This is a genomic window from Acinetobacter sp. 1125_18A (assembly GCF_052824985.1).
The window spans coordinates 470,703-492,690 of sequence record NZ_VTDG01000003.1 but is presented as its reverse complement, the minus strand read 5'-3'; the positions used below and the strand labels follow the sequence as shown (position 1 = coordinate 492,690).

The 21,988-nt window shown below is 39.0% G+C and carries 19 protein-coding genes; 7 read left to right on the top strand and 12 right to left on the bottom strand.

Annotation, left to right across the window (positions count from 1 at the left end; translation table 11 throughout):
* Positions 1-33: 33 nt before the first annotated feature.
* Positions 34-1,269 (bottom strand): pyridoxal phosphate-dependent aminotransferase, encoded by a 1,236-nt coding sequence (locus tag FY049_RS07935; protein WP_004720962.1) that lies wholly within the window; start codon positions 1,267-1,269, stop codon positions 34-36.
* 151 nt (positions 1,270-1,420) lie between these two features.
* Between FY049_RS07935 and msrB the strand changes: the two genes are divergently transcribed.
* From msrB to FY049_RS07915, 4 genes are all read left to right on the top strand, one after another.
* Positions 1,421-1,840 carry a peptide-methionine (R)-S-oxide reductase MsrB gene (gene msrB / locus FY049_RS07930; RefSeq protein WP_004720961.1) on the top strand — a complete coding sequence of 140 codons (420 nt, stop codon included), beginning with the start codon at positions 1,421-1,423 and terminating at the stop codon, positions 1,838-1,840.
* Complete coding sequence (locus FY049_RS07925) at positions 1,837-2,319, top strand: glutathione peroxidase (RefSeq protein WP_004720960.1); 483 nt, start codon at positions 1,837-1,839, stop codon at positions 2,317-2,319. Before msrB ends, FY049_RS07925 begins: the two co-directional genes overlap by 4 nt.
* A 35-nt stretch (positions 2,320-2,354) precedes the next feature.
* Positions 2,355-3,200, top strand: coding sequence for an AraC family transcriptional regulator (locus FY049_RS07920; protein WP_446083500.1), 846 nt, complete (start codon positions 2,355-2,357; stop codon positions 3,198-3,200).
* A gap of 72 nt (positions 3,201-3,272) precedes the next feature.
* Positions 3,273-3,893 carry a LysE family translocator gene (locus FY049_RS07915; protein ID WP_446083472.1) on the top strand — a complete coding sequence of 207 codons (621 nt, stop codon included), beginning with the start codon at positions 3,273-3,275 and terminating at the stop codon, positions 3,891-3,893.
* 133 nt (positions 3,894-4,026) lie between these two features.
* On the opposite strand, the gene FY049_RS07910 is transcribed toward FY049_RS07915, so the two are convergent.
* Both FY049_RS07910 and FY049_RS07905 read right to left on the bottom strand, forming a co-directional pair.
* On the bottom strand, positions 4,027-7,197 hold the full coding sequence (locus tag FY049_RS07910) for an efflux RND transporter permease subunit (protein ID WP_446083471.1): 3,171 nt from the start codon (positions 7,195-7,197) through the stop codon (positions 4,027-4,029).
* Between the two features lies 1 nt (position 7,198).
* A complete protein-coding gene (locus FY049_RS07905; RefSeq protein ID WP_303576210.1) occupies positions 7,199-8,392 on the bottom strand; it encodes an efflux RND transporter periplasmic adaptor subunit in 1,194 nt (397 codons plus the stop codon).
* 413 nt (positions 8,393-8,805) lie between these two features.
* On the opposite strand from FY049_RS07905, the gene FY049_RS07900 reads away from it, so the two are divergent.
* On the top strand, positions 8,806-11,028 hold the full coding sequence (locus FY049_RS07900) for a TonB-dependent receptor (RefSeq protein WP_446083470.1): 2,223 nt from the start codon (positions 8,806-8,808) through the stop codon (positions 11,026-11,028).
* A 51-nt stretch (positions 11,029-11,079) separates the two neighbouring features.
* On the opposite strand, the gene dapC is transcribed toward FY049_RS07900, so the two are convergent.
* From dapC to FY049_RS07870, 6 genes are all read right to left on the bottom strand, one after another.
* Positions 11,080-12,249, bottom strand: a complete 1,170-nt coding sequence (gene dapC / locus FY049_RS07895; protein ID WP_446083469.1) for a succinyldiaminopimelate transaminase — start codon at positions 12,247-12,249, stop codon at positions 11,080-11,082.
* 28 nt (positions 12,250-12,277) lie between these two features.
* Complete coding sequence (gene glnD / locus FY049_RS07890; protein WP_056510738.1) at positions 12,278-14,944, bottom strand: [protein-PII] uridylyltransferase; 2,667 nt, start codon at positions 14,942-14,944, stop codon at positions 12,278-12,280.
* Positions 14,945-14,970: 26 nt separating this feature from the next.
* A complete protein-coding gene (gene purT / locus FY049_RS07885) occupies positions 14,971-16,179 on the bottom strand; it encodes a formate-dependent phosphoribosylglycinamide formyltransferase (protein ID WP_004720948.1) in 1,209 nt (402 codons plus the stop codon).
* 190 nt (positions 16,180-16,369) lie between these two features.
* The gene (locus FY049_RS07880; RefSeq protein ID WP_224965388.1) at positions 16,370-16,867 is read right to left on the bottom strand and encodes a metal-dependent hydrolase; all 498 of its coding nucleotides are present in this window, start codon (positions 16,865-16,867) and stop codon (positions 16,370-16,372) included.
* Positions 16,868-17,035: 168 nt separating this feature from the next.
* Positions 17,036-17,371, bottom strand: coding sequence for an L-valine transporter subunit YgaH (ygaH, locus tag FY049_RS07875; RefSeq protein WP_224965389.1), 336 nt, complete (start codon positions 17,369-17,371; stop codon positions 17,036-17,038).
* Between the two features lies 1 nt (position 17,372).
* Entirely contained in the window at positions 17,373-18,110 is a 738-nt protein-coding gene (locus FY049_RS07870; protein ID WP_004720941.1) for an AzlC family ABC transporter permease, read from the bottom strand.
* Between the two features lie 102 nt (positions 18,111-18,212).
* Between FY049_RS07870 and FY049_RS07865 the strand changes: the two genes are divergently transcribed.
* Positions 18,213-18,695 (top strand): hypothetical protein, encoded by a 483-nt coding sequence (locus FY049_RS07865; RefSeq protein ID WP_004720940.1) that lies wholly within the window; start codon positions 18,213-18,215, stop codon positions 18,693-18,695.
* Positions 18,696-18,772: 77 nt separating this feature from the next.
* Here FY049_RS07865 and FY049_RS07860 read toward each other — a convergent pair whose 3' ends face one another.
* Together FY049_RS07860 and FY049_RS07855 are read right to left on the bottom strand one after the other, a co-directional pair.
* On the bottom strand, positions 18,773-19,180 hold the full coding sequence (locus FY049_RS07860; RefSeq protein WP_004720938.1) for a hypothetical protein: 408 nt from the start codon (positions 19,178-19,180) through the stop codon (positions 18,773-18,775).
* A gap of 168 nt (positions 19,181-19,348) precedes the next feature.
* The gene (locus FY049_RS07855) at positions 19,349-20,050 is read right to left on the bottom strand and encodes a Crp/Fnr family transcriptional regulator (RefSeq protein WP_446083468.1); all 702 of its coding nucleotides are present in this window, start codon (positions 20,048-20,050) and stop codon (positions 19,349-19,351) included.
* A gap of 332 nt (positions 20,051-20,382) precedes the next feature.
* On the opposite strand from FY049_RS07855, the gene FY049_RS07850 reads away from it, so the two are divergent.
* Positions 20,383-20,925 (top strand): Mpo1 family 2-hydroxy fatty acid dioxygenase, encoded by a 543-nt coding sequence (locus FY049_RS07850; RefSeq protein WP_446083467.1) that lies wholly within the window; start codon positions 20,383-20,385, stop codon positions 20,923-20,925.
* Positions 20,926-21,147: 222 nt separating this feature from the next.
* Here FY049_RS07850 and FY049_RS07845 read toward each other — a convergent pair whose 3' ends face one another.
* Entirely contained in the window at positions 21,148-21,759 is a 612-nt protein-coding gene (locus FY049_RS07845; RefSeq protein WP_446083466.1) for a superoxide dismutase, read from the bottom strand.
* Positions 21,760-21,988 lie beyond the last annotated feature (229 nt).

Genomic DNA, 21,988 nt, shown 5'->3' with positions numbered 1-21,988 from the left:
TGCCTTTTTGAGCTTATCTTTACTTTATAAAGATTAACGCATTTTTGCCAAGAAACGACTTAAGCGGTTCATTGCTTCACGTAATTCATTTTCTGCGGGGAGGAATACCACACGGAAATGATCAGGTGTAGGCCAGTTAAAACCTGTTCCTTGAACCAGTAAAACTTTTTCAGCTTTGAGGAAATCTAACATGAATTTTTCATCATCTTCAATTGGATAGATTTCAGGATCAAGCCTAGGGAAACAATACATTGCACCTTCTGGTTTTACACACGATACGCCTGGAATATCGTTGAGCATTTCCCAAGCAATATTGCGTTGTTCATATAAACGACCACCTGGGCGGATCAAATCATTAATTGATTGATAGCCACCTAAAGCAGTTTGAATCGCATATTGGGCTTGATGGTTGGCACATAAACGCATAGAGGCAAGCATGTCCAAGCCTTCAATGTAATCCATTGCACGTGACTTATCACCCGTAATCGCCATCCAACCAGAACGGTAACCTGCAATACGATAGGCTTTAGATAAACCATTAAAAGAAACACATAAATGGTTTCCTGCTAATGCTGCAACAGAGACATGTTCGATGCCGTCATACACAATTTTGTCGTAAATTTCATCTGCAAATAAAATTAGATCATGTTTTTTGGCCAATGCGACAATCTGTTCTAAAACATGGCGTGGATAGACTGAACCCGTTGGATTGTTTGGGTTAATTACCACAATACCACGGGTATTTGGGGTAATTTTACTTTCCATATCCGCCATATCAGGATACCAGTAGTTTTGGTCATCACATTTATAGTGAATCGCTGTACCACCTGATAAATTTACGGCTGCCGTCCATAATGGGTAATCCGGCATTGGAACCAGCATTTCATCGCCATCATCCAATAAACCTTGCATCGCCATAACGATCAATTCGGATACACCATTCCCGATATACACATCTTTGACATGTAAATCCAAGATACCTTTTTGCTGATAATACTGACAGATGGCTTTACGCGCAGGGAAGATCCCTTTTGAATCTGTATAACCGACAGCATTAGGCAAATTTAAAGCCACATCATTGATAATTTCTTGAGGGGCTTCAAAGCCGAACGGGGCGGGGTTACCGATATTTAATTTAATAATTTTATGACCGGCTTCTTCCATCTCATTGGCCGCTCGTAACACTGGTCCACGAATGTCGTAGCAAACATGCTCTAGCTTTGACGATTTCTTGATTTCACGTGGGGTTGTGTTACCTAAAACGGACATAATTTTATCCAATTATTTTGAGTTAAAAAAATAGATTACTGAAATATCACAATCTATGTTGAAATTTAGCTAGAAATTTTCCAAGCTCTAGCGTAAATATGGAAGTACTGAAGCATGACATTGAATGTCAAAGATTTAAAGGAGTTTAATGATGGGAAAACTCAATAAAACAGACCGAGAATGGCAAAGAGAGTTATCACCAGAGGAATTTAAAATCACTCGACAAAAGGGCACTGAACCTGCCTTTACTGGAAAGTATTGGAATTCCAAGCAGCATGGAACCTATGTATGTCGATGTTGTGGGGAAGAATTATTCTCTTCAGAAACCAAATATGACAGTGGTTGTGGTTGGCCGAGCTTTTTTAAACCGATCAATAATACTGTTATAGAAGAACAAGATGATCATTCGCATGGTATGGAACGTGTAGAAATTATATGCCATCATTGCGACGCTCATTTGGGGCATGTATTTGAAGATGGACCACAACCAACGGGCTTACGCTACTGCGTAAATTCCGCTTCTTTAGAATTAAAATCACAAGAAAAAGGCGACGAGGAAACGTATCCATGACCAACATTTATCAGTTTGAGGCTGAGCTGTTAGAGGGTGAAAATAAATCTTTTTCTGATTATGAAGGAAAAGTTTTATTGATTGTAAATACTGCAAGTAAATGTGGCTTTACCCCACAATTTGCAGGATTAGAAAAGGTTTACGAGAAATATAAAGACCAAGGTCTTGAAGTTTTAGGATTTCCTTGTAACCAGTTCGGTGGACAAGACCCCGGTACAAATGAGCAAATCGGCACTTATTGCCAACGCAATTATGGTGTTTCTTTTCCAATGTTCGCTAAAGTGAATGTAAAAGGACCTGAAGCGCATGTGATATTCCGTTATTTAACCAATAACAGTAAGGGCATACTCGGCAGTGGCATTAAGTGGAATTTCACCAAATTCTTAATAAATAAGAAAGGTGAAGTGATTAACCGCTATGCACCAACCACGAAGCCTGAGGATATAGAACAGGATATTGAAAAAGCTTTAGCAGAATAACCTGTTGTACAGACCAAAATAAGACTGAGGATATGATGCAATTAGACACTGCAGTTGAATTTTGGACTGATCCGCAAATGCCCTATGTCGAAACACGTAGGGCATGTCAAAGCCGTATTTGCTATAAATCACATAGCCATCCGACCTTTTCGATTGGTGCTGTGGATTGTGGAATAAGTCGCTTTAGTAGCTATTTTGCCAGCGAAGAGCAAATTCAAACAGGAAGCGTAGTAATCATTCCTGCTGAGGTGGAACACGCATGTAATCCACTGGAAAATCAAGCATGGAGTTATCAAATGATGCATCTAGATGCACATTGGGTTGCTCAACTTTTTTCAGAATTAGTCAAAGATATTGAGCAGCTTTATCCCCATCATATTCCGTTGCTAAAACCACAAATTTTAACAAACCCACATATATACCAAACATTTACGCAGTTAAATCAGCTGTTATTTGATCCAACCATATCGATTTTATTCAAACAACAACAATTAATTGAAGTCCTGAGTGAAATATTATTGCCCAATTTTGAATTTACGTTATTAAAGCAGTCTGATTATTTTCAAAAGCATTTGGGTGCAATGATTGATGATATGAATCACAGTAAACAGATGCTTTCTTTAGAAGATCTCAGTCAAAGTCTAGGGATTAGTCGTTATGCCATTATTCGCTTGTTTAAAAATAATTTTGGCTTAACACCACATGCGTATCAATTAAATCAAAAAATAAATATAGCCAGAAAGCGTTTGAAGTCTGGAGAAGCAATTATTCAAGTTGCACATGATTTGGGATTTACAGACCAAAGTCATTTTCATCATGTGTTTAAATCGCATACTGGAATCACACCGAAGCAGTTTCAAGCTCAGTTTGTCATGCTCTAACTGCGCAATTATCTACAAGATAATAGGTTCTAAAAATATTTAAGCTTATCTAAATATTTTTTGGATCGAGTAATGCAACTGTTCATTATTGTGATTGTCACCCATTTTATTGCTTTGCTTTCACCGGGCCCTGATTTTTTTCTTATTTTAACTTCGTTGTTTCGAAATGGACCACATGCGGCGAGAGCTGTTTGCTTAGGGATCGTCTTGGGAAATGTTGCCGTGATTGGTCTTATTTTGAGCTCATTGTTTTTTCTTGGCAAACTCGATGATGAAATTTTAAAGCTGGTAAAATGGGGTTGTATTGCTTATTTAAGTTATTTGTCTTATCGGTGTTTCATATTTGCACAACAAGCTAAGCTAATAGGGGATTATCATCTAGAACACCAAAATAAACCAACTTTTACATGGATGAAATATGTCTTACTGGGGGTACAGTCGAGTTTATTAAATCCTAAAAATATTCTGTTTTATAGCAGTATTATTATGGCAATTTATCAACACTATAATGTTGTTCAACTGACTTTAACCTGTCTGTGGATGGTGAGTGTAGTTTTGATCTGGAACTTGTTTTTGGTGCGATTGATGACTCAAAATAAAGCTATGCATTGGTTTAAAACCAAAATCAAATATATTTATTATCTTTCATCCTTTTGCTTTGGCTTATTTGCTGCGGCTTTGTTGCTGAATTAATCAAATAAAATTAGCCCCAATAAAAATGCCTATCTGATAAAGATCAAGATAGGCATTCTCTTTTACATTATGTTGTTCGCTCGTTAGGGGCTAACATTTAGTTCTGGTTGAGCATCTGATTCAATTTTAAAACTCAAGAATGAGATACCCTTGCTTCGTTCGATTTATTGGCTTTATTGCGTTTGAATAACATGTTGTGAATATCATCAATAAAGGTATACACAACAGGAATAACCAATAACGACAAGAAGGTACTGGTAATCAGTCCACCAATTACAGAGATTGCCATCGGTGCTCTAAAACTTGGATCTGTACCTATTCCTAAGGCAATTGGAAACATACCTGCGCCCATCGCTAAAGTGGTCATAATAATGGGCCGTGCACGCTTATGGCAGGCATCTAAGAGCGCATTCATACGTGAATACTGCCGTTCATTACGGGCGATAATTGCATAATCGACCAAAAGAATCGAGTTTTTACTGGCAATTCCCATCAACATGATTAAGCCAATCAAACTTGGCATAGAAAAACTACTTTTTGCTAAAAGCAGTAGCACAAACGCGCCACCCAGTGCCAAAGGCAATGCCACTAAAATGGTGATCGGTTGTAAGAAGTCTTTAAACAGTAGCACCAAGACCACATAGATACACAATACGCCTGTTAGCATAGCTAAACCAAAGCTTGCAAAGAGCTGTTCCATCACATCGGCATCACCCAGATTGGTACGTTTTACTGTCGGAGGTAAGTTTTTGATGGTTGGAAGTTTATCTACAGCAGCCGCAACATCGCCTAAAGGCTGATCATTGAGCTCAATATTAAAGTTGATGTTACGTAAACGGTTAAAACGGTCAATTTGCGAAGGACCACTTTCAATATTGACTTGTGCAATGGTGCCTAACATCACTGGACCTTTACTACCAGTAATCATCAAGCGTTTAATCAGATCTTGGTCTTGACGTGCAGACAATGGCAGTTTGATGACAATCGGAATTTGTCGTTGCGAAAGGTTTAATTTTGCCAAGTTCTGATCAAAATCTCCCGCCGTGGCAATACGCACAGTTTCAGCGATATTTTGTGTGGTAATGCCTAAATCCGCAGCTTTTGCAAAGTCAGGGCGAATTACCAATTCAGGGCGAATCAATGCTGCGCTTGAGGTAATACTACCAATATTTGGAATAGTACGGATTTCTCGTTCTACTTGACGTGCTGTCGTGATTAGTACATCAGGGTCATCACCTGACAGCGCAATTTGATATTGGCTGTTATTGCCTGCAATACCGACTTGAATCCGTGCACCAGGCAGTGGAGCTAAACGTTGGCGCAAGTCATTTTCAATTTTTTGCAAACTTGCAGCACGGTCTGAACGTGCTGTGACTTGAATGGTTAAGGTCGCTTTTCTTGGTTCACTTGATGCACCACCTGCAAAAGGATCTGTACCTGCTGAACCACCACCAATCGTGGTATAGACACTTTTAATTTCAGGATGATCCTTAATTAAACTACGCGCGTATTCTGCTGCTTTTAAGGTATCTGGAAATTGTGAACCTGGTGGAAGCTCAACACGCACTTGGGTCTGCCCCGTGTCAGGTGGTGGAACAAAGCCTGTAGGGAGTAAAGGGATGAGCATCAGTGAAGCAATAAAAAATATAATGGCACTGCTTAAGGTGATCCAACGATGATTTAAACACCAAGTCACCATCCGCATATATGCGCGCATCACCCGACCATCTTTGGCACGATCATGTTGAAGTTCAAGATCACCATGATCTTTGATTGGTTGGCTTTGATCATCTAATACTTGATTGTCATGATGACTTTCAACTTTACCAACCCAAGGTTTAAGAATATAAGCTGACATCATAGGCGTCAGTAAGCGTGCCACCAAGAGTGAGGCAAAAATAGCCAAAGCCGCTGTCCAGCCAAATTGCACAAAGAATTTACCTGCAATACCACTCATAAAGGCAGTGGGTAAGAACACTGCAATCAAGGTGAAAGTGGTGGCAATCACTGCTAAACCAATTTCATCGGCTGCTTCCATCGCAGCTTCATAAGGCGTTTTCCCCATTCGAAGATGCCGGATGATATTTTCAATTTCTACAATGGCATCATCGACCAGTATTCCCACAACCAACGACATGGCTAACAGTGTGACAATATTTAAAGTAAAACCTAAGTAATACATGCCAATTAGGGCAGGTAGAATGGACAAAGGCAGGGCAGTAGCCGCAATGATCGTGGCACGCCAATCTCGTAAAAACAACCAAACCACCAAGATTGCAAGAAGTGCGCCTTCATATAGCAAGGACATTGAGCCTTTATAGTTATCAACCACAGGATTTACAAAGTTAAATGCTTCAGTGATTTTAATATCAGGATGAGCCGCTTTTAATGTTTCAAGTGCCTCTTTTACTCCGATTTCAACATCAACTTCACTTGCACCTTTACTGCGAGTAATTTCAAAGCCAATCACGGGGTGGCCATTTAACAGTGCAGCAGAACGTCGTTCAGCAATGCCATCGCGAATGCTGGCAACTTGATCCAGCCGAATATGGCGACCATCACTCAAGGCAATATCCATTGCTGCAATTTCGGCAGCAGTTTTTACAGTGGCAATGGTACGAATAGATTGTTCACTGCCGCCTATTTTGGTTTGTCCGCCAGACGCATCTTGTTGAATAAGGCGTAATTGTCGGGTGATGTCTGTTGCTGTGGCATTTAACGCCAAGAGTTTTTCAGGATCTAATTCAACTTCAACTTGACGCGTGACACCGCCTACACGAGAAACCGCACCAACGCCTTTGACTTTTAACATTGCACGTGCAACATCGTAATCCACAAACCAAGACAACGCTTCCTCATCCATACGAGGGGACTGAATGGTATAGGTGAGAATTGGTGAACCTGAAAGGTTGATTTTACTGACAATTGGATCACGAAGATCTGCGGGTAAATCTGAACGTACTTGTGAAACCGCATTACGGACATCATCAACAGCTTCTTGCAGTGGTTTTTCCAGTTGAAACTCTGCAGTTACGGTGACTACACCATCTTGGATATTGGTATATTGATTTTTAAGTCCCTGTAAAGTTGCAATCGAGTTCTCAATTTTACGTGCAACTTCTGTTTCCAGTTGCGGCGGTGCTGCACCGGGTAAAGCCGCTGTGACCGTGACCATTGGTAATTCAATATCGGGAAATTGTTGTATTTTCATCCAATGGAAACACATCAAACCCGCTAAACCAAGCATGATAAAAAGCAAGATACCGGGAATCGGATTTTTAATCGACCAAGCGGAGAAATTCATGTTATTTCTCCTGCGTGCTAACGAGTTGTTTGGTCAATGGTGTATCTGGAATCGCTTGCCCACGTTTGATTAAATCACCATCTGACAAGAATCCTGTTCCAGATGCAACCAATTGAGTGTTTGCTGCTAAATCAACAATTTCAACACGATCATTTAAACGTCGACCAAGTGTGACTTTCTGTTGAGTTACTCGATTATCTTTATTGACAATAAACACATAAGAGAAACCATCACGTAAAAGTACTGCGGTTTGAGGCACTGTTAGTGCTGGCTTTTCGCCTAGATCAAACTCACCTTTGACAAACATACCCATACGAACAGCATCAGTGGTAGGTATATCCACATAGACCAAGCCATAACGTGTTTGCGGGTCAATGACAGGTGCAATCATGCGAACGCTACCTGAAACGGCTGAACGGCTAGGATCAGGTGAGATGATATGCGCTGTCATGCCTTTTTTAAGTTTATATAAGTCTGTCGAGGTTACTTCGGCACGCCATTCCAAACGGTTATCACGGATCAAGCGGAACAGTTCTTGTCCCGTTTGTGCCAATGAGCCAACTGTTGCTGTACGTGCTGAAATAACACCATGATCGGGTGCAATCACTTGGGTTTGTGTTAAACGAAGCTGATTACTGTCAATTTGGGCTTTAGCAGCATCTAAACGGGCTTGTGCTGTAGTTTGAGAAGTCAGGTATTTTGTCGCTTCTTGTTGTGAAATTGCACCAGTATTTTTGAGTTGTTGAATACGTTGATTATTGATACTGGCATCAGCTAGCACAGCTTTCGCTTCTGCATAATTGGCCTTTGCTGTCGCCAATTCAGCACGAATACTTTCACTGTTAATTTCAGCCAAAACTTGCCCACGTTGTACGCTATCTCCAACGTTGACATTGACTTTGGTAATTCGTTGCCCCGAAAGTTCACTGCCAATCACCACTTCTTGCCATGCAGCAATATTGCCATTGGCTGTAAAGTTTTGCTTCCAGTTTTGTAGCTCGGGTTGTATCACCGTTACAGTCAGTGCTGGTTTTGCGCTAGAAGCGGATGTTGCTGCATTTTCTGGAGAAGGTTGCTTTTTATTTGAAGATTTCCATCCAATAAAAGCTACGATTAGCACAATAAAAATAATTGCAATAATGATCCCGAGTTTTGAGTTTATGCGCTTTTTTTTCATTGGGTCATGCGATTTCATTTTAGTTTTTTAAATGAGTAGAGATAAGTTGAGTATCTCTAAAGGCTCTATGTTTGGTCAAGTTGCAATACAGCGCTTAATGTGATTTTTTGAAAGTTAAGCGGATAAATTTTGCTATAGAGAGGCCGTTGAAGTTAGTGATATTTGTTGTTTTAAGGCCTTGATTATTAGATGGCTTGAGCGGTTAAAATTATTTATATGTTTTTAATATAAAAATGATAAAAACAAGCATTATTTTGTATAAAAACTACATGACTAATTGAGATTTATAATATTTTTTAATAAATAAATACCATGAGATATTGCTTTTTTATTTAAAAAATCACGCTTACAAAATGAGAAAGTAAGTTTAAGTAAGAGTGATTATCATTTAATATGGCGGCTTAATTTAGATGACTGTTTTAGAGCCTCCTATGCGAAAAATTAAACCCTTAATTGTGATGATGGCAGTGGCGACAAGTGCTGCAATTGCGCATGCTGAACAACAAGATGCTTCATTGTCTCAGTCGAGCAATGGTAATGCAAAACAACTGAGTACGATTACAGTAGTCGCAAGTGCAGATGCATCAGCAGAGGGTTTAATGCCAGCATTTGCTGGAGGGCAGGTGGCTTCTGGTGGTAAAGTTGGGATATTTGGCAATCAGAAAAATATAGATACACCGTTTAATCTAACCAGCTATACCAATCAATATATTCAAGAGCGACAAGCAAAAAGTGTTGGGGATGTTTTAAAAGCGGATCCAAGTGTTCGTGTCGGACGCGGTTTTGGTAATTTCCAAGAAAATTATTATATTCGTGGCTTTAACTTGGGCTCAGACGACACAGCCTATAATGGCTTATATTCAATTTTACCACGTCAGTATATTCCTGCAGAGCTGTTTGAACGTGTTGAAGTATTAAAAGGGGCATCCTCATTTTTAAATGGAGCAATGCCAAGTAATGGTGGGATTGGTGGTGCAATTAACTTATTGCCGAAACGTGCAAGTAACGAACCACTTAATCGTGTCACAGTAGGTACGGACTTTAATGGCGGTTATATTGCCAATGATATTTCTCGCCGTTTTGGTGAAGATCAACAATTCGGCGTACGAGTAAACACAGCATATCATGGCGGTGATACTGTTGTTGATAATGAAGAAGCATCTTTAGGCTTAGCTTCTATAGGTTTGGATTACCGTGGTGATCGTTTACGTCTTTCTGGCGATATGGGTTATGTGAATAATCGTTTAAAAGCGACTCGTCCAAACGTGACTTTAGGCGCGGGTATTACCGAGATTCCGAAAGCAATTGATGGCTCAGATAACTTTGCACAAAAATGGACGTATTCAAATGAAGAGGATATCTTCGGAAGTTATCGTGCTGAATATGATTTAGCAGATAATTTAACAGCTTATGCTGCTTATGGTTTTCGACATGGCGAAGAGCAAAACAGTTTAGCAAATATGACATTGACCAATCAGACAACAGGCGCGGGAACCATTTATCGATTTGACAATGCGCGTGTAGATATGGTCAATACTGGCGAAGTTGGTGTGCGTAGTAAAGTAAACACAGGTTCAATTGAACATAATTTAGTGCTATCTGCATCGGCATTTCAACAGAACACCCGCAATGCTTATGTGATGGACTATAAAAATACATTAGCCAACAATATCTATAATCCAATTCAGTATGATCAACCTACTTATTCACAAAATGCATTGTTTGGGAATAACTTAGATACGCCTAAATTAACGACACGGACGCGTTTAAGAAGTATTGCCATTGGCGATAACCTCAAAGCCTTAGATGATAAATTAACAGTCATGCTCGGTGGACGTTATCAAACCATCATGCAAGAAAACTATAATTATGGAACTTCAACTAAATCAGGTGAGTATGATGAGAGTAAGTTTACCCCTGCTTTGGGGCTAAGTTATAAAATTCTGCCTGAAGTTTCGGTTTATGCAAATTATATTGAATCTTTAGCTAAAGGTTTGAGTAATACCAATTCAACGACGAAAGAAACTACAACACTCAAACCATTCGTTGCTAAACAAAAAGAAATTGGTGCCAAATATGAAAATGATAAGTTTGGCGCAAGCCTAAGTTTGTTTGATATCGATAAACAACGTGCAGTACTTGAAAACAGTGTTTTTAGTGATGCGGGTAAATATGTACATCGTGGTGTTGAACTCAATACTTTTGGTCAATTGACGGATTCTTTAAAAGTGTTGGGTGGTGCAACTTGGATTGATGCAAAGCAAAAAAATACAGGTAATGCTAACTACGATAATAAAAAGGAAGTGGGTGTTGCAGAATTTCAAGCAAATGTTGGTGCTGATTGGAAATTGCCAACAGTCCAAGATGTGTCTTTAAATGCTCAAGTTACTTATACAGGTTCGACTTATGCGAGTTTAAACAATAAATTGAAAGTAGGTGATTGGACGACTTTAGATCTTGGCGCGACGTATAAAACTCAGTTGGGACAGACACCGACAACTTTTAATTTCCGTGTAAATAATGTCTTCGATAAAAACTATTGGTCATCAGTTGGTCTATTCGACAACATCAACAGTACTTCTAACACGAATAACGGTTACTTGGTTGCTGGGCAACCTCGTACATTCATGTTAAGTGCGGCATTTGATTTTTAAATACCACAAAAAATGCCCCAAATTTGGGGCATTTTTTATAACAGTATATTTTTATAAAATAGCTTTTAAACGTTGTATCACTTGCTCACATTGAGCAATATCTGCGACCAATGCCATACGAACATGACCTTCACCAGGATTGCCTTGTTCAGTATCACGAGACAAATAACGCCCTGGTAAAACTTTAATGTTGGCTTTTTCCATTAACATTTTGGCAAAGTTTTCATCATGATCAACTTTTAACCAATAATAGAAGCCTGCATCAGGCTTTTGTAATGGTAAAAGATGACCGAGTTCATTTTGGAACAAATCAAATTTGGCACGATACAGTCTGCGATTTTCTTCAACATGTGTTTCATCGTTCCAAGCAACAATTGAAGCCAATTGATGTTGGACTGGCATTGCAGCGCCGTGATAAGTGCGGAATTTTAAATAATGTTTAAGTAAGTTTGCATCCCCAGCAACAAAACCTGAGCGCATACCCGGTAGGTTTGAACGCTTAGACAGAGAATGGAATACGATACAATTTTTATAGTCGTCACGACCTAATTCAGCACAGACTTCCAATAAGCCGATCGGTGCTTCATCAAACCACAATTCTGAGTAACATTCATCAGACGCAATCACAAAGTCATATTGGTCAGAAAGTGCAATGAGCTTTTTAAATTGTGCTTTTGAAAGTACCGCACCAGTAGGATTTCCCGGCGTACAAACAAACAAAAGTGCAGTTTTTTCCCAAACTTCAGCAGGTACAGCATCAAAATCACCGAGGTAATTGTTGTCTTCGGTACAGTTGACAAAGTATGGCTTGGCACCAGCTAAAAGTGTCGCACCTTCATAAATCTGATAGAACGGATTAGGCATTACTACATAAGGTGCATCATCACGATTAATCAAGGCCTGTACAAAGGAGAAAATCCCTTCACGTGTACCTGTAACTGGAAGAACATGATCTTCCGCACTGATCGCATTCAGTTTAAAACGACGGGTTAGCCACTGAGCAATACTTTCACGAAGTTCAGGTAAACCTTTACTGTTTGGATAAGTTGAAAGGTGCTGAAAATTATCAATGATCGCTTGCTTCACAAACTCAGGAGCAGGATGCTTTGGTTCTCCAATTGAAAGTGGGATCAAAGGTAAATCTGCAGGTTTTACATCCTGAAAAAGCTGGCTTAACTTTTCAAATGGATAAGGATGTAATAAAGACAAACTAGAGTTCATGAAACAATTACCACGATAGAAAGTAAGATTAATGTTGCCCACAGATTTGATTGGATGCTTCATCTAATGCCGCTTTTAATTTTGCGGTAAAGACTTCAGCCTCAGCTTCAGTGAGGGGGGTGCCATCTTTTTTGGTGACAAAGAAGATATCTTCTGCTTTTTCACCCAGTGTGGCGATTCTAGCAGAATGTATGTCTAAACCTTGCATCATAAATAAACCACCAACGCGTGCAAGTAAGCCCGGTTGATCGAGGGTAGAGATTTCAACCATATTTTGTTGCAAAGCTTCGTTAAGTGTTACATCCACGGTATTTTCAATGTCGAAGTGGCGAAGTTGACGTGGAATACGACGTTGCATCAAACCCGGATATTTATCTGATTCACTTAAGGCTTTAATTAACGCCTGTTTGACTGTTTCTTCACGTTCAGGATCGGTTAATAAGGTACCGAAACGATCCAAGACCACATAAGTATCTAAACTAAAGGCTTTGGTTGCAGTGATAATCCGTGCATCTTGGACATCCAGATTCATACGATCCAAAATTGCCACTGTGGTGGCAAACAGATTGGGTTGGTCTTGAGTATAAATAAAGATCTGTACAGCATCTTGTGCTGCTTTACGGTGCGCACGCATGAGCACCAATGGTGCAGGGTTGTCGCCGTGTTGCAAAATGGCGCGAGTATGCCATGCAATTTCATCTGCGGATTCTTTAAGGAAGTATTCGTCCCCAAGCTCTTGCCAAACCTTTTCAACTTGATCGAGTGGAAACTCATCCACCAAGACTTCGCTTGCAGAGAATTTGGTATCTTCAATCAGCATTTGATAATCAACAGGTCGACCCAAACCAGAACGAATTACATCACGCGCATGGGTATAGAGTTGACGCATCAAAGAAGAGCGCCATGTATTCCAAAGTTTTGGATTGGTGGCATTGATATCGGCAACTGTCAGCGTATAGAGATAATCTAAATGCTCCATATCACCAAGCTTTTCAGCAAACTCTTTCACCACATCTGGGTCAGAAATATCTTTTTTCTGTGCGGTCATCGACATCAGTAAATGATTTTGGATGAGCCAAGCAACCAGATTACATTCGCGCTCAGTAAACCCATGCGCAAGACAGAATTCAATTGCATCTTCAGCGCCAAGTTCACTGTGATCTCCACCACGGCCTTTGGCAATATCATGGAATAATGCAGCAAGGAATACGATGTCACGGCGGACTAAGCGTTGAAATACAGAACTGACAACAGGATAATCTTTGGCAAAGCCAGGTTCTTTAAAACGATTTAAATTACGAATTAACAGTAAGGTATGTGCATCGACGGTATAAATATGGAACAAGTCATATTGCATCAACCCCATGATTTGCCCAAAAGCAGGAATATAATTTCCTAATACACCATAACGCTTCATTGCCACCATGGTTTCATATAAACGATATGGAGAGCGGATGATCGCCATGAATAATGCTTGATGGGTCGGATTATCACGAAATGCTTGATCAATGCGTTTTGCTGCTAAAGTCAAAAGACGCAATGTACGTGCACGAATACCCTCGATTTCAGGGCGATTCGCCAAGATATAAAAAATCTCTAAAATAGCGCTTGGATTTTCGGAAAAGGTTTTATGTTGTTGAACGGCAAGCTTGCCATCAACCAATTTAAAATGTTCGTTAATATTTTCGATTTTACGTTCATAGTCGGGTAAGCGTGGGGTAATCACCGATTCATTAAAATAAGCCAATAACATTTCATTTAAGGTCGAAACCTGTTGCGCGGTACGATAATAACGCTTCATGAACTGTTCAATTGGATAATTTGGATGATGATCATCTTCTCGTGTATAGCCAAATTTAGCTGCAATATCACGTTGATAATCAAACAATAGGCGATTTTCATCACGTTTGGTTAAACGGTGTAAATGATGGCGGATTTCCCAAAGAAAGTTTTCAGCTTCTTCTAGGACGCCCAATTCAAATTCAGAAATAAAACCCAAATGAACCAAGTCGTAAATACGATTGACTCGGAAATGCCGTTTGGCAATCCAGCCAATTTGGTTAATGTCCCGAATACCACCGGGTGCATTTTTAATATCGGGTTCTAAATTACTTTCAGTATTGTTATGTTGCGCATAACGTTGCGCTTGTTCATCCATCTTGGCATCAAAGAAAGTCTTATCTGTCCAAGTTTGGGAAACTACACGACGAGGCCATCTTGCCAGATGTTGATTGCCAATAATTAATCGCGCTTCAATCAGCGAGGTTGCCACAGTGAGATCATTGGTGGCTTGTTCAAAACAACTTCGGATGGTACGTACACTGACACCCGGTTTAAAATTCCCCACATCCCAAAGTGTAGAAATAAATTGCGTCACCGTTTGTTCTTGTTCAGGGGAAAGATCTTCTTCTGAAAGAATCATGATGTCGACATCGGAATAGGGCAACATTTCGCGTCGCCCATAGCCACCAACAGCAAATAAACCGAGATCTGTTTGATCTAGCCCTGAATGCTTCCAGAGAAACATAAGGGCTTCATCTACCACATTTGAACGGGTACGGACAATTTCGCGTATTGTTGTACCATGATCATAGGCCTCATTTAACTGTTGCTCAACATCGCTACGCCATTGATTAATCGCTTTAATGTCATGTATATCAGTTACATATTCCAACAGAGGAGAGGTGTTGATCATGGATGTCTTGTCCGCAAATATATTGGCTAGTTGTTTAAATGAACAGTGACTTTTGCAGCCGTTTCTTGTGCAAGTTCACGTGCTTGGTCTGTTGTTTCAGCACGTGCTGTTGCCACGCCCATACGACGACGTTTAAATCCTTCAGGTTTACCGAACAGGCGTAAGTCTGTCGCAGGATTTTGCAAAGCAAGATTTAAGCCAGCGTATGAAAGATTCTTTGCATCTACACCTGCATAGATTACAGCACTTGCAGCAATACTATGTCGTTCAGTATTGACAGGTAAACCCAAAATTGCACGTGCATGTAATTCAAATTCGCTTTGGAATTGTGATGCAAGTGTGACTAAGCCTGTATCGTGTGGACGCGGTGATACTTCACTAAACCATACTTTATCACCTTTTACAAACAGTTCTACCCCAAAAATCCCACAGCCACCAAGTGCTACAGTGACTTTATTGGCAATGCGTTTGGCTTCATTTAAAGCTGCTTCTGTCATTGCTTGGGGCTGCCAACTTTCTACATAGTCGCCTGAATCTTGACGATGCCCAATTGGGTCACAATAAGCGGTTTCAATTTCACCTGTTTCTGGATTTTTCGAACGTACAGTGAGTAAGGTGATTTCAAAATCAAAGTCAATTTGTGACTCAACGATGACTGTACCTTGATTTACCCGACCACCAGTTTGAGCATATTCCCAAGCTGCATCTACTTCTGCATATTCTTTGACACGAGATTGCCCCTTACCAGAGGAAGACATTACAGGTTTAACAAAGTTCGGATAACCAATGTCATCACATGCAGAACGGAAGCTTTCTAAGGTATTGGCAAAACGGTAAGCGGAAGTGGGTAAACCAAGTTCTTCCGCCGCTAAGCGACGAATCCCTTCACGGTTCATGGTTAAATTCACTGCTTTTGCCGAAGGGATCACGGTTGCAATATTTTGTTGTTCGATTTCGACTAATACTTGAGTAGCAATCGCTTCAATTTCTGGAACAATAAGATTGGGTTTTACTTTTTCAATTAAAGCTTTTAATTCTGTTGCATCTGCCATGTTTAAGGCATAAGAGAAATGAGCAACTTGCATGGCAGGTGCGTTTTCGTAGCGGTCTGCCGCGTGAACTTCAACACCAAGTCGTTGTAATGAAATCACCACTTCTTTACCAAGCTCTCCTGAACCTAACAGTAAAACTTTAAATGCAGATGATTGAAGTGGGGTACCAATAGTAACGCTCATGCTATTCTTCCATGCTTGTCTTATGGACTGTTAGCATAGCAGAACTCAGGCGTGTGTTAAGGGCTGATTGACATAAAATAATGATATTGTCTAACAGATTTTTTTATAAAGTTTTTAGCTTATAGGCGGTTTGCCACTACAAATGAAGAGGCTTTGAATTTGCGCAAGAAAACTGATCAAGAATTTTTAATTAATTCTTTTTACGAACCAACAGAATCAACGCAATTAGGCAGATCAGTAATTCTACAAAAAACGACCAATGCAGAATAAAGTTTAGCCACCACGGCTGATAACGTGAGCTGACTTCAAAAAACACATAGGGTTGATCAATAAACGGTGCAAAAAGCCAAACATCACCTACAAAAGTATCCAAGCCGATATGTAGCAGGGCAGCACCCGAAAAAAAACTGATCATCAGGGCAGGTTTAGCCGTGTATTTTGAATGGATGAAATAAAATAAAGCGATTAGAAAGATTGGAATCCAAAATGAAAACCAATGTAAAAAATACTTATGGTGATGTACCGATCTATGATCGAATAAATAGAAATAGAATAGATCAATATCAGGAAAAACTGCACCAAGCATAATCAGCGTAAAAAAAGCTTTATTGGTGATTTTTGTCTGTTTAAATTTCTTGAGTAAAAGTTTAGCCAGTATATAGCCAGAAGGTAAGTGTGCGATAAACATATCAAGTTGCGTATTTTAAATATTTTATTTGAAAGCAATCATACACAACTAATTAATTCACATGGTTTTTTATTGTAAATTAATTAGATGAAAGCATTTTAAATCCGAAAGACTTTAAATTTACACGCTGATCTGCTGATGCATTAAAATATGCTTTAATCAACAAAACTACAGATAGGTATAGACCAAGCCATAGGCCAATGCTGCTGTGAGTGTCGCCAAAACGATTCTTTTAAATTTAAAATACAATCCTGTGAGTACAAGAAAGCCCACCAACATCGCAAAACTTTTATTTGGAGTTTCGATCAATGGTGGAAGAGTGGCGACAATTAACATTGAACTGATTGCTGCAATTCCAATACTGCCTAATGCAATTTTTAACCATGTTGCGCCACGAGTTTGTGTGTGTTGTTGGCTTTTTTGCAGCAGATAGATTGGACCAAAGCGTGAAGCAAAATTTGCAATACCGACCAATATCCCCACCAAGATAATCTGTAAATCCATTTTAAATACTCACTTCATCAGTTTGCTTTAAAACATAATGTTTAAATAATCCCGCTAAAATCCCAGATGCAATCCCAATAAAAATTGCTGCCGACATGTTGATAAAATAACAGGCCAACGCGGAAACCACTAAAGATACGGCAACCACAAAAGTATGTTTTTTCTCAAAGGCTGCTAGTAAGAAGCTTAAGAACAATGCAGGTAACAAGAAGTCTAAAGCGGCTTGTAAAAATTGCGGCAAGTCGCTGACTTGATCTGCAAATAAACCACCTAAAAAGGAACCTAAGGCCCATGACATCCAGCTAAACAAGCTGAGTCCTAACATCCAAGACTCTGACCATTCCTGACGACGTTGGGAAAGTTTAATCATTCCAGCCGCAAAAACTTCATCGGTTAAACCCCATGCCCATACTGCGGTCTTTTTTAGGTTTAAACGGTCTTGAATCAGGTTTTGTAAGGCTGGCCCATAAAGTACATGGCGAATATCCAGTGCAATGACTGTAAGTGCTGTCATCCAAATAGATGTGCCACTGCCCAATAATGCAACCACAAGAAATTGGCTAGCACCAGCGTACATAGAGCAAGATAGAAATAAGGCTTCCCATGCACTAAAACCAAATTGGGTCGCGGATACACCAAAGGCAAAAGATACAGGCAGATAAGTAAAGATGATAGCTTGACTGTCTTTAGCGCCTTGCCAAAAGCCAGCAGTTTGGACTGAGGGATTGTGCTCTGACACAGGACACCTAAAACGAGAGTAAAACAAAAGGTAAAATCAAGATTGTGTATTCTACCCGAATTTACTAGCATAGTAGCGAAATGTTTATTTAGGCGTAACTTTATGTTCGCAAATCAGTCGAAATTATTATTGAGTATGACCTTGGTGTTAGGTGTTTTAGGTTTACAAGCATGTGGTAATTCATCTTCTGAACCTAAAGAAAAAGTTGAAATTAAAGCTGCGCCAAAACTAACCAATGATGCGACAACCTATGCCAATGAAGCATGGAAACTGATTAATCAGGTGGAACCCTTTGTCTACCGTAAGCAATTGAATTTGATTGAAGACAATGTACGTAAACCTTTACGGAAATTAAGTACCGACTGGCGTATCAATGTCAAAATGACCGATTCAGTGACAGAAGGTAAATACGCTTTGTGTCGTAAAGCCATGACCAGTTTAGATACTTGGGCAAGATCGACATTGGAAAAAGATGGTGAAATGCAAAAAAATCAAGCGCAATATGAACGTGATAAAGCCCAGTGCAAAGATGCAATTGAAAATCCAAGTTTAGGCAATACCAAAGCAAATAATAATATTTTTTAACAGACCCTAGAAAATGGCGCAAATATGCGCCATTTTTTTAATTCATATGAATGTTCGTTAAGTAAGCTTTTCGTTGCTTAAGGTTTTAACGGATTGGTCGATGCTGTTTTCACTGCTTTGTCTTTAGCAGCAGTTGATTTTGCAGCAGCGTCATTTTTCACTGCTTTGGTTGTTGCTTCAGCTTTTGCTTTGCTTGCAGCAGTTTCAGTTTTTAGCTTTGTCGCTGCTTCTTTCGGTTTCGCTTCAACAGCTTTTGTTGCAGCTACACTTTTGTCTTTTGCTTGCGTTGCATCAGCTTTGGCTTTTGTACTTGCAGCCGTTGCTTTTTGAGTCGCTTGAGCTGCTGGATTTGCCGCAACACATTTGCCGCCTTTATGGTTTGGGCCTGTACCACCAACCAATGTTGTACCTTTAGGGCATGCAAATGCAGAAGCGCTAAGTACAGTGAATAATCCCGCTGTGAGCAATGTTGTGATTTTTTTCATTTATTTCAACTTTTATTGAGATGGCATTAGCGCCTCGCTAAAATATAATTGTATTTTTCACAAAGTAGAATAAATAATTTGTATATTTTATTTATAAAATGATTATATATTCCAGCCGTTTAAGGTGAATTTAATATTTGTCTAAAAGTAGAAAAGTAATGAGTTAAATTAGAGTTGGCCGAGTGAGTGAGCTATAGAATGTAATTGCTTGATATCTAAAATTTCTATTTTTTTAAAGGCAATTTTTAAAACACCTTGTTGTTCGAGTAAATGTAATTCTTGGTTAATGGTCTGGCGTGAGCATTTGAGCAGCAATGCCAATTGTTCTTGAGATAAATGAATGATGTTATTTTCAATACGGATATGATTGCCATAACCGTTTAAGATAAACATCAAACGTTGAGCCAATCGTTGTTGTATATGCTGGGTCTGAATTGAAATGAGTTCTAAAAAAGCAAAGCGAAGTTTTTGACTGGTCAATTGGGCGATATGGAACCAATATTGCGGATAGTCATTTAGAATTTTCTGAATCGCTTGGCTGGGGATATGTAAAATTAAACATTTTCCAACAGCAATGGCATCATGAGAACGTGGTTGTTGATCCACCAAAGAAATTTCTCCAAACCACATAATCGGTTCTGCAATAGCAGCAACGGATTCATTTCCTTCAATATCAATATAGCCTAAGCGTACCCGACCATCTAAGACCGCATAGATCCCATTAAATAGATCGCCTGATCTGAAAATCGCTTGATCACGCTCAAATTTTTGATAATGGGCTTGTTGTTGAATCAATTGTTGAAAAGGAATAGGCAGTTGTGAATACCATAAATTCTTTGATAATAATTCAAGGTCCGTTGAATTCAGCACAATATGTCCTTTTATGTATCATTGTTAATCTTTGCTTTGATTTTCAAATATATCTAACAGCATAGTCAGTAGGATAGAAAGTTCCTTAGATAAAATCAGTTGCGATAAGCACTGAGTAGAACCATTTACAATCCTCCTTTAAGGGCAGCAATTTAGCGTGAATATGACAGAGTCACTGGCCATAATGTATCAATAAATTTATTGTGAAAGCTGTTGTTATTTACTTCTTTGCAAATTTAAATGAAAAATCAATTCAACTTGTCAGCTAGACGACAACTTTTATCTTAGCGCTTTTATATAGTGAAATGAAGAGATTAACAAGGACGCTGAAAATGAACAGATTAGAGCAACTTCTTAGCCAGTACGCAGCTTATCATTTAGACCATAAAAATGTATTTACGCATTTTATTGGTATTCCGATGATCGTATTTTCAATCATGTGTCTAACGGCTAGAGCAGGGGTGATGCTTTCAGGTTTTGAAATCACTTTGGCATTGATTCTATTTGTTTTAAGTGTGATTTATTATTTTAGTCTGGATAAATTATTCGGCTTTTTAATGTTGCTTATTTATGCAGTAGCCTATCCATTTGCCTATAAAATTGCTCAATTAGGCATGGGAACTTGGCTAAGTATCAGTATTGGTACTTTTGTTGTAGGATGGGTATTCCAATTTGTAGGGCATTTTTATGAAAAGAAAAAACCTGCATTTGTTGATGATTTAGTCGGTTTAGCGATTGGTCCATTATTTGTCTTAGCTGAGTTTGTATTCTTGCTGGGTTTTCGTAAAGATTTACAAGAAAAAATGCTAGCAGAAGCCAGAAAGCAACGTACTGCAATGGATGAAAAATCATTAGACGCTTTACACGCGAAATAATTTGAAAGATAAAGAATCTAGTTTATGATAAAACCCTTTAAGTCAGTAATTTAAACTGACTTAAAGGGTATCGACTTCTATATTTTTGTTTGTTTTAGAATAAGAATTCTTTGATAAATATCACTAAACCAAAGAAAAAAATGGCGCAACCAATATAAAATTTTATTTTTTTAATCAGTGAAGAATTGAACATTGGCATCGTCATATGGTCTGTATAGTATTTCATTGGATTGCTTCTAAATAACGGCGATTCACTTCTTCCCAATTCACAACATTATAAAATGCCGCAATATATTCGGGACGACGGTTTTGGTATTTTAAATAATAAGCATGTTCCCAGACATCTAAAGCCAGAATCGGGATATTGCCATTCATCAGTGGTGAATCTTGATTGGCACTGCTTTCTACGATGACTTTCTTTTCAGGGGTTACGCTTAACCATGCCCAGCCACTACCAAATCGTGTCAGTGCTGCTTTAGTAAAGGCTTCTTTAAAGTTTTCAAAACCTCCAATATCTTTGTCAATTGCTTCAGCGATTTGTTTAATTGGCTCTCCACCACCTTGAGGGCTCATTACTGTCCAGAATAAAGAGTGGTTAGCATGCCCACCACCATTATTAATTACGCTATTTTTAAGATCAGCAGGAACTTCATTCACTTTTGAAACCAGTTCTTCAATCGACAACTTTTCCCATGCTGTGCCTTCAACTGTGGCATTGATATTATTGATATAGGTTTGATGGTGCTTGGTATGGTGGATTTCCATTGTTTTTGTATCAATATTAGGTTCAAGTGCATCGTATGCATAAGGCAGTTGTGGAAGCGAGTAAGCCATGAATCAATCCTGTGATGTTAAGTATAGTGATAATGCTAATAATTATCATTATTATATATGGGCATCAAAAGTGCAACCTACTTAACTTTATTATTGTGTAGCTGATTTCAAAATAGAAATGATCAATTGAGGCAGGGGCTTAGCGATAGAGACTTGGTGCGTTTTAAGATGTAAATAAATATCGCGTATATTTACTGGAATATTGTAATTTTAAATGTTGATATTTTTT

What these genes read in the sequence shown, in the direction of transcription:
- FY049_RS07900 (WP_446083470.1), top strand. Translation starts at nt 8,806, where the DNA reads ATGCGAAAAATTAAACCCTTAATTGTGATGATGGCAGTGGCGACAAGT.
- FY049_RS07860 (WP_004720938.1), bottom strand. Translation starts at nt 19,180, where the DNA reads ATGAAAAAAATCACAACATTGCTCACAGCGGGATTATTCACTGTACTT.
- msrB (WP_004720961.1), top strand. Translation starts at nt 1,421, where the DNA reads ATGGGAAAACTCAATAAAACAGACCGAGAATGGCAAAGAGAGTTATCA.
- FY049_RS07920 (WP_446083500.1), top strand. Translation starts at nt 2,355, where the DNA reads ATGCAATTAGACACTGCAGTTGAATTTTGGACTGATCCGCAAATGCCC.
- purT (WP_004720948.1), bottom strand. Translation starts at nt 16,179, where the DNA reads ATGAGCGTTACTATTGGTACCCCACTTCAATCATCTGCATTTAAAGTT.
- FY049_RS07850 (WP_446083467.1), top strand. Translation starts at nt 20,383, where the DNA reads ATGAACAGATTAGAGCAACTTCTTAGCCAGTACGCAGCTTATCATTTA.
- ygaH (WP_224965389.1), bottom strand. Translation starts at nt 17,371, where the DNA reads ATGGATTTACAGATTATCTTGGTGGGGATATTGGTCGGTATTGCAAAT.
- dapC (WP_446083469.1), bottom strand. Translation starts at nt 12,249, where the DNA reads ATGAACTCTAGTTTGTCTTTATTACATCCTTATCCATTTGAAAAGTTA.
- FY049_RS07925 (WP_004720960.1), top strand. Translation starts at nt 1,837, where the DNA reads ATGACCAACATTTATCAGTTTGAGGCTGAGCTGTTAGAGGGTGAAAAT.
- FY049_RS07935 (WP_004720962.1), bottom strand. Translation starts at nt 1,269, where the DNA reads ATGTCCGTTTTAGGTAACACAACCCCACGTGAAATCAAGAAATCGTCA.
- FY049_RS07865 (WP_004720940.1), top strand. Translation starts at nt 18,213, where the DNA reads ATGTTCGCAAATCAGTCGAAATTATTATTGAGTATGACCTTGGTGTTA.
- FY049_RS07845 (WP_446083466.1), bottom strand. Translation starts at nt 21,759, where the DNA reads ATGGCTTACTCGCTTCCACAACTGCCTTATGCATACGATGCACTTGAA.
- FY049_RS07915 (WP_446083472.1), top strand. Translation starts at nt 3,273, where the DNA reads ATGCAACTGTTCATTATTGTGATTGTCACCCATTTTATTGCTTTGCTT.
- FY049_RS07910 (WP_446083471.1), bottom strand. Translation starts at nt 7,197, where the DNA reads ATGAATTTCTCCGCTTGGTCGATTAAAAATCCGATTCCCGGTATCTTG.
- FY049_RS07905 (WP_303576210.1), bottom strand. Translation starts at nt 8,392, where the DNA reads ATGAAATCGCATGACCCAATGAAAAAAAAGCGCATAAACTCAAAACTC.
- FY049_RS07880 (WP_224965388.1), bottom strand. Translation starts at nt 16,867, where the DNA reads ATGTTTATCGCACACTTACCTTCTGGCTATATACTGGCTAAACTTTTA.
- glnD (WP_056510738.1), bottom strand. Translation starts at nt 14,944, where the DNA reads ATGATCAACACCTCTCCTCTGTTGGAATATGTAACTGATATACATGAC.